The organism is Micromonospora sp. NPDC047670 (assembly GCF_043204915.1).
Taxonomy (GTDB): Bacteria; Actinomycetota; Actinomycetes; order Mycobacteriales; family Micromonosporaceae; genus Micromonospora.
This window is the reverse complement of record NZ_JBIDDA010000006.1, coordinates 1-13,508: the sequence shown is the minus strand read 5'-3', so window position 1 is coordinate 13,508 and position 13,508 is coordinate 1. Positions and strand designations below refer to the sequence as shown.

16 protein-coding genes are annotated in these 13,508 nt (G+C 75.7%); 6 read left to right on the top strand and 10 right to left on the bottom strand.

What is annotated here, in order from left to right; translation table 11 throughout:
• Positions 1–32: 32 nt before the first annotated feature.
• The 3 genes from ACGF7U_RS16195 to ACGF7U_RS16185 all read left to right on the top strand — a co-directional run bounded on the left by ACGF7U_RS16195 (position 33) and on the right by ACGF7U_RS16185 (position 3,020).
• Positions 33–1,481, top strand: coding sequence for a M20/M25/M40 family metallo-hydrolase (locus ACGF7U_RS16195; protein ID WP_393107212.1), 1,449 nt, complete (start codon positions 33–35; stop codon positions 1,479–1,481).
• 103 nt (positions 1,482–1,584) lie between these two features.
• Positions 1,585–2,670: a hypothetical protein gene (locus ACGF7U_RS16190; protein ID WP_393107210.1), complete on the top strand. Its 1,086-nt coding sequence runs from the start codon at positions 1,585–1,587 to the stop codon at positions 2,668–2,670.
• 188 nt (positions 2,671–2,858) lie between these two features.
• Positions 2,859–3,020 (top strand): hypothetical protein, encoded by a 162-nt coding sequence (locus ACGF7U_RS16185; protein ID WP_350712201.1) that lies wholly within the window; start codon positions 2,859–2,861, stop codon positions 3,018–3,020.
• Positions 3,021–3,063: 43 nt separating this feature from the next.
• Here ACGF7U_RS16185 and ACGF7U_RS16180 read toward each other — a convergent pair whose 3' ends face one another.
• The 7 genes from ACGF7U_RS16180 to ACGF7U_RS16150 all read right to left on the bottom strand — a co-directional run bounded on the left by ACGF7U_RS16180 (position 3,064) and on the right by ACGF7U_RS16150 (position 8,617).
• The gene (locus tag ACGF7U_RS16180; RefSeq protein WP_393107208.1) at positions 3,064–3,435 is read right to left on the bottom strand and encodes a hypothetical protein; all 372 of its coding nucleotides are present in this window, start codon (positions 3,433–3,435) and stop codon (positions 3,064–3,066) included.
• A 59-nt stretch (positions 3,436–3,494) separates the two neighbouring features.
• Positions 3,495–3,788 (bottom strand): DUF6510 family protein, encoded by a 294-nt coding sequence (locus tag ACGF7U_RS16175; protein ID WP_393107206.1) that lies wholly within the window; start codon positions 3,786–3,788, stop codon positions 3,495–3,497.
• Positions 3,789–3,808: 20 nt separating this feature from the next.
• Entirely contained in the window at positions 3,809–4,543 is a 735-nt protein-coding gene (locus tag ACGF7U_RS16170; RefSeq protein WP_393107204.1) for a ferredoxin reductase, read from the bottom strand.
• Positions 4,540–5,139: a sulfite oxidase-like oxidoreductase gene (locus ACGF7U_RS16165; protein WP_393107202.1), complete on the bottom strand. Its 600-nt coding sequence runs from the start codon at positions 5,137–5,139 to the stop codon at positions 4,540–4,542. Before ACGF7U_RS16165 ends, ACGF7U_RS16170 begins: the two co-directional genes overlap by 4 nt.
• Before the next feature lie 72 nt (positions 5,140–5,211).
• On the bottom strand, positions 5,212–6,231 hold the full coding sequence (locus ACGF7U_RS16160) for a TerC family protein (RefSeq protein ID WP_393107200.1): 1,020 nt from the start codon (positions 6,229–6,231) through the stop codon (positions 5,212–5,214).
• A gap of 225 nt (positions 6,232–6,456) precedes the next feature.
• Complete coding sequence (locus ACGF7U_RS16155; protein ID WP_393107198.1) at positions 6,457–7,446, bottom strand: glycosyltransferase family 9 protein; 990 nt, start codon at positions 7,444–7,446, stop codon at positions 6,457–6,459.
• Positions 7,439–8,617, bottom strand: a complete 1,179-nt coding sequence (locus tag ACGF7U_RS16150; protein ID WP_393107196.1) for a glycosyltransferase family 4 protein — start codon at positions 8,615–8,617, stop codon at positions 7,439–7,441. Before ACGF7U_RS16150 ends, ACGF7U_RS16155 begins: the two co-directional genes overlap by 8 nt.
• 74 nt (positions 8,618–8,691) lie before the next feature.
• Here ACGF7U_RS16150 and ACGF7U_RS16145 point away from each other — a divergent pair, with 74 nt between their 5' ends.
• On the top strand, positions 8,692–9,858 hold the full coding sequence (locus ACGF7U_RS16145) for a CaiB/BaiF CoA transferase family protein (protein WP_393107194.1): 1,167 nt from the start codon (positions 8,692–8,694) through the stop codon (positions 9,856–9,858).
• 50 nt (positions 9,859–9,908) lie between these two features.
• Here the strand turns inward: ACGF7U_RS16145 and ACGF7U_RS16140 are convergent, their stop codons facing one another.
• Positions 9,909–10,319 (bottom strand): DUF2267 domain-containing protein, encoded by a 411-nt coding sequence (locus tag ACGF7U_RS16140; RefSeq protein ID WP_393107192.1) that lies wholly within the window; start codon positions 10,317–10,319, stop codon positions 9,909–9,911.
• Between the two features lie 155 nt (positions 10,320–10,474).
• Between ACGF7U_RS16140 and ACGF7U_RS16135 the strand changes: the two genes are divergently transcribed.
• Together ACGF7U_RS16135 and ACGF7U_RS16130 are read left to right on the top strand one after the other, a co-directional pair.
• Complete coding sequence (locus tag ACGF7U_RS16135; RefSeq protein WP_393107190.1) at positions 10,475–10,744, top strand: DUF2795 domain-containing protein; 270 nt, start codon at positions 10,475–10,477, stop codon at positions 10,742–10,744.
• Positions 10,745–10,842: 98 nt separating this feature from the next.
• Positions 10,843–11,460: a DUF1345 domain-containing protein gene (locus tag ACGF7U_RS16130; protein ID WP_393107188.1), complete on the top strand. Its 618-nt coding sequence runs from the start codon at positions 10,843–10,845 to the stop codon at positions 11,458–11,460.
• 219 nt (positions 11,461–11,679) lie between these two features.
• Here ACGF7U_RS16130 and ACGF7U_RS16125 read toward each other — a convergent pair whose 3' ends face one another.
• Positions 11,680–12,345 (bottom strand): hypothetical protein, encoded by a 666-nt coding sequence (locus tag ACGF7U_RS16125; RefSeq protein WP_393107186.1) that lies wholly within the window; start codon positions 12,343–12,345, stop codon positions 11,680–11,682.
• A 42-nt stretch (positions 12,346–12,387) separates the two neighbouring features.
• Positions 12,388–13,359 (bottom strand): pirin family protein, encoded by a 972-nt coding sequence (locus tag ACGF7U_RS16120; RefSeq protein ID WP_393107184.1) that lies wholly within the window; start codon positions 13,357–13,359, stop codon positions 12,388–12,390.
• Positions 13,360–13,508 lie beyond the last annotated feature (149 nt).

Sequence of the window (13,508 nt, the reverse complement as noted above, 5' to 3'; positions counted from 1 at the left end):
CAATGACCATCGTCTATGGCGAGGATGCGGGGATGGGATCCCACGACACCGCCGGCGACCGATCCGCGAGGTCGACCCGGCGCACGTTCCTGTCCGCCTCCGCCGCCGCCACCGCGGCCACCGTCGCCGTACCCCTGCTCGCCGGGCCCGCCGCCGCGGGCGACGCCGCGCCGCCGGCCGGGCCCGGACACCGGATCCGCCCGCAGACGCCGGACCGTGAGCTGCGCGAGCTGCTGCGGCAGGTCGACCAGGCGCGGATCGAGGCCACCGTGCGCCGGCTCGCCGCGTTCGGCACCCGGCACACCCTCTCCAGCCAGGACGACCCGGTGCGCGGCATCGGCGCGGCCCGCGACTGGATCCACGGGCGGATGACCGCGTACGCCGCCGCCTCCGGTGGCCGGATGACCGTCGAACTCCAGTCCTACGTGCAGGAGCCCGCGCCACGCATCCCCACCGCCACCCGGATCACCAACGTGGTGGCCACCCTGCGCGGGGACACCGCGCCGAACCGGACGTACGTGGTCACCGGCCACTACGACTCGCGCGCCTCCGACGTGACGGACGCGGTCGGCGACGCCCCCGGCGCGGACGACGACGCCTCCGGCGTGGCCGTGGTGCTGGAGCTGGCCCGGTTGATGGCCACCCGCCGGACGGCGGCCACCGTCGTCTTCGCCGCAGTGGCCGGCGAGGAGCAGGGCCTGTACGGCTCCACCCACCTCGCCCGGCAACTCAAGGCGGCCGGGGCCGACATACAGGGCATGTTCAGCAACGACATCGTCGGCAGCAGCACCGCCGACGACGGCACCCGCGACCCGCGCACCCTGCGGCTCTTCGCCGAGGGGGTGCCGACGGCGGAGACCCCGGCCGAGGCGACCGTCCGGCAGTCGGTCGGCGGCGAGAACGACTCCCCCTCCCGGCAGCTCGCCCGGTTCGTCACGGACGTGGCCGACAACGACGCCACCGGGATGCGGGTGCGGGTGATCTACCGCCGCGACCGGTACCTGCGCGGCAGCGACCACATCCCGTTCCTGCGCGAGGGATGGCCGGCCGGTCGGTTCACCGAGCCCCACGAGGACTTCGCCCACCAGCACCAGGACGTCCGGGTCGTCGACGGCAGGCAGTACGGCGACCTGCCGGAGTTCTGCGACTTCGCGTACATCGCCCGGGTGGCCCGGGTCAACGGCGCCGCGCTGTGGTCCCTGGCCCGCGCCCCCGGCACGCCCAGGGGGGCGGTGGTCGTCACGACGAACCTCACCAACGACACCACGCTGCGCTGGCAGCGGGGCGACGAGCCGGACCTGGCCGGCTACGAGGTGGTGTGGCGGGAGACCACGGCGGCCGACTGGCAGCGCGTGATCGACGTGGGCGACGTCACGGAGGCGACCGTCGACCTGTCGAAGGACAACGTCTTCTTCGGTGTGCGGGCGGTCGGCCGTGACGGGCTCCGCTCCCCCGTCGCCTTCCCGAAGCCGGGGAGCTGACAGCGGCGGACTCCCGACACGCGACTGTGTGGTTGCCGACTGTGACGACGGTGGCGCGGGCGCACGCTCCATGCCGACACGACCCTCGTCTCCAGGAGGACAGATGCGACTCCGTTCGCTCGCCACCGCCGCGCTGGCCGCCGCCCTGGCGGCCGGCGCGCTCGCGCCGGCCGCTCCGGCCACGGCGGCCACCGCCGACCAGTGGGGCTTCGCGTACGTCAACGATCCGACCGTCCCGGCGTGGACGGTGCTCGACACCACCCGGCAGTGGGGCAGTTGGAAGACCGCCTTCCCCGCCGCCTGGGCCCAGGGCGCCAAGCTCGCCCCGGGCCGGTTCCTGGTGCGCTTCCCGCAGGTCGCCGCCGGTGCCCGGGGCGTGCCGCACGTGACCCCGGTCAACCGCACCGGCCACTACTGCGAGGTCGTCCGCTGGTACTCCTCCGGCGTCGACCAGATCGTCGACGTGCAGTGCCACGCGCCGGGCGGCAACCGCGAGGACACCCCGTTCACCGTCCTGTGGACCACCAGCAGCGGCGTGCTGCCGGCGGGCACCGCCCACGCGTACGTCCAGCAGGCCGGTGGCGCCCTCGTCCAGTCGTACAACTCGACCGGGGCGGCGAACGGCATCGCCCCGGGCGGGGTCGGGCAGTGGTCGGTGAAGCTGCCGGGCGTCGGGCTCGCCGGCGTGCTGGCCGGCGACGTGCAGGTCACCGCGGTGCAGCCGAACGCGGCGGCGCGCCGCTGCAAGATCAGCAGCTGGTCCGCCGCCGGAACCGACGTGGTCGCGCACGTCTCCTGCTTCGACCAGGCCGGGGCACCGGCGACCACCGACTTCGCCCTGTCCTACCACCGCCGGCGGGCGGTGATCGGCTCGCTCGCCCCGCCGTCGCGCTTCGGCTACCTCGGCACCGCCGTCGGCGGGCCGACCAACGACAACTCGGTGCTCGGCGTCGGCGCCAACACCGTCGCCGCGCTGGCCCCGGCCGGTCGCTACCTGGCGACGTTCCCGCAGCTCGGGGTCAGGGAGACGCACGCCCAGGTGGTGGCGCAGGGGGCCGGCGCCAACTACTGCCACCTGACCCAGCCCTGGTCGACGGCGCTCGACGCCGGGGTGGACGTGGTCTGCTTCGACAACGCCGGGGTGATCACCCCGCACCGGTTCCTGGCCACCTTCACCTCCCGCACCTGACGCGGCCGCCGGCACGCCGAAACCGTCGGCACCACCGGCACCGCCCGGTCCGTCCGGCCCTGTCCGGTCCCGCCGCCGCGGTGGCGGGCCGGGCGGGGGCCGGTCACCCGCGGCGGGTGGTTGGGTCTCACCCGGCCCGGGTGCAGGCTGGTGCTCCACCGCCATCCCGGCGAAGGGAGGACCGCGTCATGAGCATGCCGATGTCCAACGACCAGCGACAGCCGATCTACCTGCGGCAGAGCGGCCGGAAACACCTCACGCCCCGGCAGCGGCGGCGCGTCGAGCACAAGCAGGGGCGGATCGAACGCCTCGGCGGCCAGCGCCCCGAGGCGCGGCGACCCGGGCGCTGACCCGACGGCCGGGTGGCGGCCGGTTCCGGCCGCCACCCGGCCGTCACCCGCCGCCGGTGCGCTCGACGGTGTAGTGGATGGTCTGGGCGACGATCCAGCCCTGCTCGATCAGGAACGAGTCCGCCCCGTCGCGGACCCGCGCGCCCGCGATCTCCGCCGTCCACTCCAGGAACGCCACCCGGCCCTCGACCAGCTTGTTGGTGTATGTGTAGCCACCGCCGGGCAGCTCCTCCTCCAGCAGCCGCGCCAGCTCCCGGACCCCGGCGTGCCCCCGGAACACGCCCCGGCGTTCCAGCACCACACAGGCCGGCGACACGTTGCGCGCCAGGTCCTCGGCGAACCGGTGCTCGGCGGCCAGCCGCAGGTGGTCCTCGAACACCTCCCGCGCCGACCGCGCCCGCAGGTCCTTCTCCACGGCCCCACCTTCGCCCGCCGCGGCTGCCGGTGCCGCCCGGCCCCCGTCCGGGTCCGCCGTCACAGCGGGCCCGGATGCGGCTGGTCCAGCGGCATCGGCACCGCCAGGAAGGTGGCCCCGCGCAGGTCCAGCCAGGCCCGGTCGGGCGAACGGACCAGCCGCAGCATCACCTCGGCGCAGTTCGGGCAGCGGGCGACCAGGCCGGGCGCGTGCGGGTAGACCCGCAGGCCGGCCAGCGGGCCGAGCGCGCCGCAGTGCGCGCACCGCCCGGTGGCGGCGCTCAGGTCGACGGCGAACAGCTCCCGCAGCGGGCCGTCGAGCATGTTGCCGTCCAGGTACGACAGCTCGGTCATCGGGCACTCCTCCTCGACGCTCAGCCCGTCGGGCCGAACCGTTCGGTCTTCACCCGCCGGCTCTGGTGGCCGAGCCCGACGAGCAGGTCCGCCACGGTCTCCACGAAGCCGGTGGGCCCGCAGACGTAGCAGAGCGGCTCCAGCTCGGGCGGCCAGCCGTGGGTGTTCACGTCGGCCAGGCCGATCCGGTGCGGCTCACCCCGCCAGCCCTCCGGCGCCTGGCGGGTGTACACGTACGCCACGTCCAGGCCGTGGTCGTCGCGGACGCGGACGCGCAGCTCGTCGGCGTAGAACACGTCGTCGGGGGTGCGCACCGAGTAGAGCAGCCGGAACGGCACGCGACTGCCGGCGGCGCGGCGCGCCCGGACCATCGCCATCAGCGGCACGACGCCCGAGCCGCCCCCCACCAGGAGCACCGGGGCGGTCTCCTCCGGCCGCCAGACGAACCAGCCGCCGACCGGGCCGCGCACCTCCACCGGGTCGCCCTCGGCGTAGACCCCGGTCAGGTAGGGCGACACCTCGCCGTCGGACACCCGCTGCACGGTCAGCGCGATGCGGTCGCCCTCGGCGGGCCCGGCAAGCGAGTACGACCGCGCCGCCTGGTACCCGTCGGGCGCGGTCAGCCGCACGTCGACGTGCTGCCCGGGCAGGTGCCCCGGCCAGCCGGGCACCTCCAGCACCAGGGTCTGCGCGGTCGGCGTCTCCACCCGGCGCTCGACGAGCCGGGCCACCCGCCACCGCAGCGGCCCGGTCAATCGCCCTGGTACCGCTGCTCACGCCACGGGTCACCGTAGTCGTGGTAGCCGGCGGTCTCCCAGAATCCGGGCTGGTCCTCCGTGGTGAGCCGGATGCCGCGCACCCACTTGGCGGACTTCCAGAAGTACAGGTGCGGCACGAGCAGCCGGGCGGGGCCGCCGTGCTCGGCGGGCAGCGGGCCGCCCGCGTAACGGTGCGCCACCCAGGCCCGCCCGCCACGCAGGTCGGCCAGCGGCAGGTTGGTGGTGTAGCCGCCGTACGAGTGGGCCTGCGCGTAGTGCGCGGCGGTGTCGATCCCCGCCAGGAGCGTGTCGAGGGAGACGCCCTGCCAGTCGGTGTCGCGCTTCGACCAGCGGGTGACGCAGTGGATCTCCACCGTGGGGGTCTCCTGGGGCAGCGCCATCAGCTCGTCCCAGCTCCAGCGGAACTCCGCGCCGGACTCGGTGGAGATGACGAACTCCCACGTCTCCAACGGCACCTTCGGCGTCGGGCCGGCGGAGAGCACCGGGAAGTCCTCCGTCAGGTACTGCCCCGGCGGCAGGGCCGGCTCCGCCGAGCGGGGCCGGCCCTGGAAGCCCGGTGACACGATTCCCATCCGTCAGTCGTACCACCCGGGGTGGGGCGCGCAGGCGCGGTCGGCCGGAACCGCACCGCGGCGGGTGACGCCTCAGCCCCGCTCGACCACGACCTCCTTCTCGCCCGACCGGGACCCGCGGGTGGCCCGCAGGCTGGTGAGCGTGACGACCAGCAGGACGCCGATGATGACGCCCAGCGAGGCCAGGGTGGGGATCTCCGGCACGCCCGACCAGATGCCGTGCGCCCAGTGCAGGCCGAGCTTGACACCGATGAACGCGAGGATGATCGCGAGGCCGTAGCTGAGGTGGACCAACCGGCTGAGCGCGGCGTGCAGCACGAAGTAGAGCGCGCGCAGCCCCAGCAGGGCGAACGCGTTGGTGGCGAAGACCAGGTACGGGTCCTCGGTGATGCCGTAGACGGCGGGCACCGAGTCGACGGCGAAGACGATGTCGGTGGCGAGCAGGGCGACCACCACGAGGGCGAACGGGGTGAGCGTCCGCCGGCCGGCGATGCGCACGGTCATCCGCGTGCCGTGGTAGTCGTCGGTGACCGGCATGAACCTGCGCAGCAGCTTCACCGAGCGCATCTTGTTGATGTCGACTTCCTGCTCGTGCCCGGAGAGGGCGTCGCGCAGCAGCTTCACCGCGGTCAGGACCAGGATGATCGCGAAGAGCAGGAAGGCGAAGTCCAGCGTCTGCAGGGCCGCCGCGCCGAGGGCGATGAAGACCGCCCGCAGCACCAGCGCCCCGACGATGCCGTAGAGCAGGACCCGCTGGGCGAGCACCGCCGGCACGGCGAACGCGGCGAGCAGCAGCATGAAGACGAACAGGTTGTCGACCGAGAGGGACTTCTCCACCAGGTAACCGGTGAGGTACTCCACGCCCTGCTGGGAGCCGTAGCGGGACCAGACCCAGCCGCCGAAGGCCAGCGGCAGGGCGATGTAGAAGACGGACCAGCCCAGGGCCTCCCGCATCGACACCTCGTGCGGCCGGCGGGTGACCAGGAAGTCCAGCACCAGCAGGGCGAGCACGGCGGCGATGGTGACCCCCCACAGCGTGGGGGTGCCGACCGACTGGATCTCGGTGGCGGCAAGGTACGGCAAATCGGACATGGAGCCTCCTCGAACACCGTGTCATGTTCGAGGTCTCCTTCACCCACCTTTCGTGGGCAACCACCCGAGGCGGGCTCCGGGGCTCGCCGTACTGACCGGGATGGCTCGTGGGAAGTACTCCCCTCGTGGCGACAAGGTTAGGTCAGGCTCAGCGGGCGGAGCAAACGGGCGCGCGGGCTCACGCGCTGCGCCCGCGCCGACGGCCACCGTGCCGGCCGGGCGCGCTCAGCGGGCGGTGACGGCGGCGAGGACGGCGTCCACGTCGAGGGCGGCCATGCACGCCGGCTCGGCCGCGTCGAGCGGGCAGCGCGCCTCCCACCAGCAGGGCTGCTCGGTGATGGCGGTGGGGCGCCGGTGCGGGCAGCCGGGCAGCCCCTGAAGGTCGGCGCCGCCCATCCCGTACCGCCGGGCGTCGGTGGGGCCGAACAGCGCGACCGTCGCGGCGCCGGCCGCGGCGGCGAGCCGCACCGGCCCGGTGTCCGGCCCGACCACCACCCCGCCCCGCCGGCCCACCGCCGCGAACTGCCCGGCGAGGGTGGGCAGGTCGGAGCGGGGCAGCGGCACCCCGAGCGGCCCCGCGGGGTCGACCGGGCCGACGGTGAGCAGCGGGTGGCCGCGCCGGGCCAGCTCCCCGGCCAGGGCCCGCCAGTGCCGCCCGGGCCAGCGCTTCACCGCCATCCCGGCATCGGTCACCAGCACCACCGGCGGCGCGAGCGGCTCCCCGACGAGGCGGGCCACCGCCCGCTCCCCCGCCCGCCGCGCCTCCTCGGGCAGGTGCACCCGGGGGCGGGCCGACCGGTCGGCGGCGGCCAGCAGCCCCTCGGCGTGCAGGATCTCCAGGTATCGGGCGCCCACCGGCTGGTGCGGCGGCGGGTCGCGCCACAGGTTCGTCACCGCCCGCCCGGCGCCGGCGGCCAACAGCTCCGGGATCCCGTCGTACCGGGTGGTGCTGACGGCCAGGTCGGGGCGGCCCGCCGCCAGCGCCGCCGCCACCGCCTCCCGCTCGGCGCCGGGACGGCCGTGCCGGGGCGTGGCGACCTCGGCCACCGCCGGGTCGGCGCGCACCAGCTCCGCCCCCGGGTCGTGGGTGATCATCCGCAGCCGCGCGCCCGGGTTGCGGCGGGCCAGGCCGTGCACCGCCGGCAGCAGCATCAGCAGGTCGCCGATCCCGCCGAGCAGGTCCACCACCAGGATGTCCGCGTACACCTCAGGCACTCGCCCGCCCCAGCGTCCGCGCGTAGAGGTCGCGGTGCGCGGCGGCGACCCTCGGCCAGGAGTACGCGGCGGCGAAGGCCCGCCCGCGCTCGGCGAGCCGGCGGCGCAGCACCGGGTCGGCGAGCAGCTTGCCGACGGTACGCGCGATCGCGGCGCTGTCCCGGCGCTCCCCGATCACCGCCACCGCCCCGCTGCGGCGCAGCTCGTCGTCGCCGGCCTCCGGCACCGTCACCGCGGTCGGCACCCCGTGCGCCAGCGCGGCGAGCAGGGCCCCGCTCTTCGTGCCGACCCCGGCGGTGAACGGCAGCACCGCCACGTCGGCGGCGTGCAGCGCGGCGGAGACCCGCTCGGCGGGCAGGTGCCCGGTGAAGGTGACCGCGTCGGCCACCCCGCACCGGCGGGCCAGCCCCGTCAGCTCGGCGCGGAACGCGCGCGCCTCGTTCTCGGGCAGCGCCTGTGAGGTGAACCCGCCGACCACCAGCAGCCGCAGGTCCGGGTGGGCACGCCGCAGCTCGGGCAGCGCCTCGATCAGGTACCGCAGCCCCTTCACCGGATGCACGAAGCCGAAGAAGGCCAGCAGCGGGGCGCCCCCGGCCAGGCCCAGTTCGGCCCGCAGCCGCTGCCCGGCGGTGGCCGCGCCGACGTGGTCGGCGACGTTCGGAGCGATCGGGATGTGCGTCGCGGCGCGGCCGGTACGCGCGCGGAGCACCTCGCCGTGGCCCGGATTCGTGACGATCACCGCCGCGCTGGCCGGCACCAGCCGGCCGGACTCGCGGTCCCAGCAGCGGGCCCGCTCCACCGCCGACCAGAGCCGCCCCGGCAGCCAGCCGGGGCAGGCCCACCAGCCGTACTCGTGCAGCGTGGTGACCAGCGGCACCCGCCGGGGCAGCCGCCACGGCAGCAGGCCGGGCTGCCCGGAGAAGCGGTACGCCGACGGCGCGAACTGCACGTGCACCACGTCCGGGGCCAGCTCGCGGACCCGGCGCGCGGCCCGGACGGCGGCGCCGCGCCAGCGGCCCCGGTCCCCGTCGGGGCGCACCGGCACCGGGGTCACCTCGACGCCCACCCCGTCGAGCGCCTCGACGAGGTGCGTCACGTAGTCGCTGACGCCGTCGGCGTCGGGCCGGCCGGGACCGTGCAGCATGGCCACCCTGATCCGGTCGTCGACCACGCCACCTCCCCGCGTCTCGGCCGCCGGGTTCCCGGCCCCTTACGGCGCAAACGCGCGGCGCCTATCGTGGGCCGATGACCGAGGACGTGCCGGCCGGCCCGCTGGCCGGCGTACGGGTGGTCGAGCTGGCCGGCATCGGACCCGGCCCGTTCGCCGCTATGATGCTGGCCGACCTGGGCGCGGACGTGGTCCGGGTGGACCGGGCCACCGACGTGGACCCGGACGCGTTCGGCACCCCGCACCCCGACCTGCTCAACCGGGGGCGCCGCTCGATCGGGGTGGACCTGAAGTCCGCCGGCGGCCGGGAGGTGGTGCTGGCGCTGGCCGCCGGCGCCGACGCGCTGATCGAGGGCTTCCGGCCGGGGGTGACCGAGCGGCTCGGCATCGGCCCGGCGGAGTGTCTGGCGGTGAACCCGCGGCTGGTCTACGGGCGGATGACCGGCTGGGGGCAGGACGGCCCGGCGGCCCCGTACGCCGGGCACGACATCGGCTACGTGGCGCTGACCGGGGCGCTGCACGGGATCGGGCGGGCCGGGGAGCGCCCGGTGCCGCCGATGAACCTGCTCGGCGACTTCGGCGGCGGCGGGATGATGCTGGCCCTGGGCCTGGTCTCCGCCCTGTACGCGGTGCGCGGCGGCGCGCGCGGGCAGGTGGTCGACGCGGCCGTCGTGGACGGCGTGGCGGTGCTCAGCACCCAGATCCACGCGCTGCGCCGGCTGGGCATGTGGCAGGACCCGCGCGGGGTGAACCTGCTCGACGGCGGCGCCCCGTTCTACGACACGTACGAGTGCGCCGACGGCCGGTACCTGGCCGTCGGCGCGCTGGAGCCGCAGTTCTACGACGAACTGGTGCGGCGCAGCGGCTTCCCGCTGCACCCCGACGAGGCGTTGGACCGCACCGACCCGGCGAACTGGCCGGCGCTGCGCCGGGCGTGGGCCCGACTGTTCCGCACCCGCAGCCGGGACGAGTGGACGGCGCTGCTGGGCTCCTCGGACGCCTGCGTGGCGCCGGTGCTGGACTGGCAGGAGGCGCCCGGGCATCCGCACCTGGCCTCGCGGGGCACCTTCGTGGAGCGGGACGGGGTCACCCAGCCGGCCCCGGCGCCCCGCTTCTCCGGCACGCCGACGGCGCTGCGCCGCCCGCCGCCGCAGCCCGGGGAGCACACCGACGAGCTGCTGGCCGAGGCCGGCTTCGACCCCGGCCGGGTCGCCGACCTGCGCGCCGCCCGCGCGGTCGCCTGACCGCCGCCCCCGTGGTCCGGCCGTCGGTGCGGGTGGCGGGGGCGGCTCGGTCAGGAGCGGCGCAGGGTGGCGCCGGGAGCCATCGCCGGCTCCACCAGCTTCCGGTAGTCGCGCGGCAACTGGGTGGCCACGTCGTCGAACTCGCCGCCGGTGATCGCCTCGCGGAGCGTGATGAAGACCGCCCGCGCGGCGTCCCTGGCCGCCGACTCGTCGACACCGGCCCGCACGGCGATCCGCGCGACGAACTCGGCCGCCCCGAAGCGCTCCGCCGACTCGGTGCGCGGACTCGGCTTCATCACGACCTGCAACGGCTTGGGCAACTGCGCCGCCAGGTCCAGCACCTCCCCGCCGGTCAGCCGCTCGGCGAGGGTCTCCAGCGTCGCCCGGGTCAGCCCCACCGCCTGCTCCGAGGAGGTGCGGGTGCGTTGGGCGACCTGGTCGACGAAGGTGTCGTAGTTCATCCGTGGCTCCTTCGGGGTGCGTCGGGCCTGCGCGTACCCGTCGATCCGGCCGGGAAACGGCGGTGGATTTCCCCGCCGGGCCGCGCGTGACGGGCCGCCGGGCGGGTAACCGCCGCCGGTCGTGACCGGATCGATGCCCCGGAGGAGCCGACACCATGGCGAGTTACGCCGACGTGCTGCAGTACCTGTCGAGCCTGGACTATCCGGCCGGGAAGGACGACGTGGTACGCGAGGCCGAACGCGAGGGTGCCCCGCCGGACGTGCTGCGGGCCCTGCGGGCCCTGCCGCCGGTCGACTACGCCAACGGCAACGAGGTGGCCCGCTCCGCGGGCATCGACGCCGCGCCCGAGATCGGCGCGTCCCAGCGGGCGGCGCAGGCACGGGACCGGCACCAGCGGGTGTCGCAGCACCTGCGCGGCATCTGAGCCTTGCCCGCGTCTCGGCTGACCGGCGGCGGCCCCGCGCGGCGCGGCCGCCCCGGTGACGGTTGACGGTGCGCCGGCCGTACGGGCACCCACCGGCCGTGGTCCAGCTCACCGTGATGGGCGTGGTCGGGCTGCTGGCCGGCGGGCTCACCGCGTTGGCGGCCACGCCGGCGCTCGCGCCGCTGGTCGGCTGGGACGCCGCCGCGTTGAGCTGGCTGGTGCTGGTGTGGCACAAGCTGTGGCCGATGGACGCGCGCTCGACGGCCCGGCTGGCGGTGCACGAGGACCCCAACCGGGCGGCCCGGGACGCGCTGCTCCTCGTCGCCTGCCTGGCCAGCCTGCTCGCGGTCGGCGTCGTGGTCACCCGCGCGCACGGGGCGCCCGCCACCGCCGGCCGGAACGTCTACGGCGGGCTGGGTGTGCTCAGCGTGCTGCTGTCCTGGTTGGTGGTGCACACCGTGTTCGCCGCCCGGTACGCGCGGATCTACTACACCGGGCCGGACGGTGGGGTGGAGTTCAACCAGCCGGAACCGCCCCGCTACTCCGACTTCGCCTACCTGGCGTTCACCGTCGGGGCGACCTTCCAGGTCTCCGACACCACGCTGACCAGCAACGAGATGCGCCGGACGGTGCTGCGGCACTCGATGGTGTCGTACCTGTTCGGGACGTTCATCATCGCCGTGACGGTGAACCTGCTGGCCGGTCTGGCCCGGTGAGGGGGAAGCGGCCGGACAGGCGGGCGCCCCAGTCGCGAACCGCGACCGGGGCGCCACGCAGAACCTGACCGGCGGTCGCCGGGCCCGAACCAGGCCGCGACCACCAGGCGGTTGATGTACGCCCGAACCGGGCGGGCATCGCTGCCGGCACCAGCATACGACCTGCCATCCCCCGTTCGGGGGATTATCGGCGAACTGTGGGCCAGCGCACCTCGCGCGTCAGCCGGTCAGCTCCGCGTACCGCCGCTCCAGGTCGACGCGGGCCAGCGCCCCGACCAGCCAGGCGAGGCGCTCGGACTCGCCGCTGCCGGCCAGCCCCGCGAGGTCGTCGGCGGAGCGTCCCAGCCCCAGCCGGCGGGCCGCGACCAGCGCGCGGCGGTCGGCCACCGGCGCCACCTCCCGCCACAGCGCCTGCGCCTCGCGCAGGAACAGGTCGACCACGGTGGCGTCCACGCCGGGCAGCTCGGTGAGCAGCTCCCGCTCCCGGGCCGGGTCGTGGTGGGCCACCGCGCGCAGCCGGCGCAGGTCGCCCCGGTAGCGCTCGACGACGGCGCGGGCCAGGTCGCCCAGGGTGTCGGCGAGGGCGTCGACGTCGCCGCGCTGGCCGCTGTCGCGCAGCACGCGCACCCGGTCGGCGTGCAGCGAGCGGGCCAGCCGGGCGGCGCTGTCCCAGCCCGCGGCGGGCAGGGCGTGCGCGCTGTCCACTGCACGCCGGAAGTCACCGCGGCGGGCCAGCAGCACGGCGAGGCAGAGCACCTGGAACAGGCTCGACGGGTTGTTGATGACCCGGAAGCCGTACTGCTCCGCGAAGCCCCGCCCGCTGCCGGCGAGCCGGCGCACCAGGCGCTTCTTGTCCTCGATGGTGGAGACGGCACTGGTCGGCATGCCGGCGACTACCCACGCCGCGCCCGGCCACGCCTGCCGGCGTCAGCCGAGGACGCCGCCGCTGCGGTCGCGCGCCTTGAGCCGGGTGGTGGGCAGCGCCGGGGCGGGCAGCGGCGGAGCCGGATCGTCGGCGACGACGCCGAAGCGCCGCCCGGCCATCCAGTCCTCCCGCGCGGCCGCGACCTCCTCGTGCGAGCGGCCGACGAAGTTCCACCACATCACCAGCGGCTCCTCGAAGGGCGCCCCGCCGAGCAGCAGCAGCCGGCTGCCGGGCTCGCCGCCCAGGGTGAGCCGGTCCCGGCCGGTGCCGAGGTAGAGCAGCGCGCCGGGGGCGACCGACACTCCGTCGACCTCGGCGGCGCCGGACATGGCCAGCAGCCCGTACTCGAAGTCGCGGCGCAGCGGCAGCGTGGCCGGCGCGGCCCCACGCAGCTCGAACTGCGCGCCGAGCAGCGGGGTGTGCGTCACGGCCGGGGACCGCTCGCCCGCCAGCTCGCCGACCAACAGGGTGACGTCCAGTTCGCCGTCGCGCCAGCGGGGCAGGTCGGCGTGGTGGGCGAAGTCGGCCGCCCCGGCGCGGGCCGGGTCCGGCAGCGCCACCCAGAGCTGCACGCCGTGCATCAGCGGCGGATGCCGCTCGGGCGACCGCTCGGAGTGCGCGATGCCGTGCCCGGAGGTCATCACGTTGAGCTGGCCGGGGCGGATCGGCTGGACGTTGCCGAGGCTGTCGCGGTGCAGGATCTCCCCGTCCAACAGCCAGGTGACCGTCTGCAGGCCGGTGTGCGGGTGCGGCGGCACCTCCATGCCGGGCCGGTCGGCCACGTCGTCCGGGCCGAAGTGGTCCACGAAGCACCAGGCGCCGACCATCCGCCGCTGGCGCTGCGGCAACAGCCGCCGCACGGTGGTGTAGCGACCCAACGGCACGTCGTGGCCGGGCAGCAGGACGCTGCCGGGGTCGGCGGTGGCCACGCCAGGCGGCCGGGTCTGCGCGGGCATTCTCTCGGTGCGCTCCACCGCCCGACTGTACGCCGGAGCGACCCCCCGCACGCCGCTGGCCGGCACCCCGTGCGGGGTGCCGGCCAGCGATTGTGCACACGTGTCGTCAGTTGTTCCAGTGCTGGGCGACGAGGTCGGCGGCCTGCTGCTCCCACTGCGCGTAGTGA

Bases quoted from the DNA above. Each gene is read 5' to 3' on its own strand.
- ACGF7U_RS16165 (WP_393107202.1), bottom strand. From the start codon at position 5,139: ATGGGAATCGTGTCACCGGGCTTCCAGGGCCGGCCCCGCTCGGCGGAG.
- ACGF7U_RS16195 (WP_393107212.1), top strand. From the start codon at position 33: ATGGGATCCCACGACACCGCCGGCGACCGATCCGCGAGGTCGACCCGG.
- ACGF7U_RS16125 (WP_393107186.1), bottom strand. From the start codon at position 12,345: ATGCCGACCAGTGCCGTCTCCACCATCGAGGACAAGAAGCGCCTGGTG.
- ACGF7U_RS16190 (WP_393107210.1), top strand. From the start codon at position 1,585: ATGCGACTCCGTTCGCTCGCCACCGCCGCGCTGGCCGCCGCCCTGGCG.
- ACGF7U_RS16175 (WP_393107206.1), bottom strand. From the start codon at position 3,788: ATGACCGAGCTGTCGTACCTGGACGGCAACATGCTCGACGGCCCGCTG.
- ACGF7U_RS16140 (WP_393107192.1), bottom strand. From the start codon at position 10,319: ATGAACTACGACACCTTCGTCGACCAGGTCGCCCAACGCACCCGCACC.
- ACGF7U_RS16160 (WP_393107200.1), bottom strand. From the start codon at position 6,231: ATGTCCGATTTGCCGTACCTTGCCGCCACCGAGATCCAGTCGGTCGGC.
- ACGF7U_RS16135 (WP_393107190.1), top strand. From the start codon at position 10,475: ATGGCGAGTTACGCCGACGTGCTGCAGTACCTGTCGAGCCTGGACTAT.
- ACGF7U_RS16145 (WP_393107194.1), top strand. From the start codon at position 8,692: ATGACCGAGGACGTGCCGGCCGGCCCGCTGGCCGGCGTACGGGTGGTC.
- ACGF7U_RS16185 (WP_350712201.1), top strand. From the start codon at position 2,859: ATGAGCATGCCGATGTCCAACGACCAGCGACAGCCGATCTACCTGCGG.